Raw genomic sequence first — 669 nt, 5'->3', positions numbered from 1 at the left:
TTCAAGACGGTGATCCCCGCCATGGCCTCCGCGAAGATCTCCTTCCGGCTGGTCTTCGACCAGGATCCGCATGCGATCCGCAAGGCCTTCCGCGATTATGTGCAGGCCAGCATCCCCGCCGACTGCCGCGCCGAGTTCATCGAGCACGGCTCGGGCCAGGCCATCCGTTTCCCGATCGACGCGCCGGAATTCGAGAAGGCCCGCCAGGCGCTGACCGACGAGTGGAACAAGCCCGGTGTCTTCATCGGCGGCGGCGGCTCCATCCCGGTGACGCATGAGCTGAAGAAGGCGCTGGGGATGGACGTGATCCTGGCCGGCTTCGGCCTGGAGGACGACCGCATCCACAGCCCCAACGAAAAATACGACCTGGAGTGCTTCCGGCGCGGCATTCGCTCCTGGGCCCGCATCCTCGACGCGCTCGCGCGCTAGATCAGGAACGAAAAGATGAGCGCCGCCGCCCCCAAGACCGCCATGCAGAAGATGCTCGACGTGGTGGAGCGCGTGGGCAACCGGGTGCCGCACCCCGTTCTCATCTTCGTGATCCTGATCGGGATCGTGATCGTCCTCTCCGCCATCCTCGGCGCGATGGGCGTCAGCGTCGCCTTCCAGCAGGTGAACATCGAGACCGACAAGGTCGAGCCCATGGTGGTGGCGGCGCGAAGCCTGCTC

General features: G+C 65.8%; 2 protein-coding genes. Both read left to right on the top strand.

The annotated features are described in order from the left end of the window. A partial coding sequence (locus tag AC1DWF_RS35140) for a M20/M25/M40 family metallo-hydrolase (RefSeq protein WP_476843089.1) occupies positions 1-429 on the top strand: 429 nt, incomplete at its 5' end. A gap of 15 nt (positions 430-444) precedes the next feature. Beyond that, positions 445-669, top strand: a 225-nt coding sequence (locus AC1DWF_RS35135) for an AbgT family transporter (RefSeq protein ID WP_476843088.1), incomplete at its 3' end; no start/stop codon positions are given.

This window comes from Aminobacter sp. P4_D5, assembly GCF_056401815.1.
The sequence above is the reverse complement of the archived record's forward strand: the minus strand, read 5'-3'. Positions and strand labels throughout refer to the sequence as shown.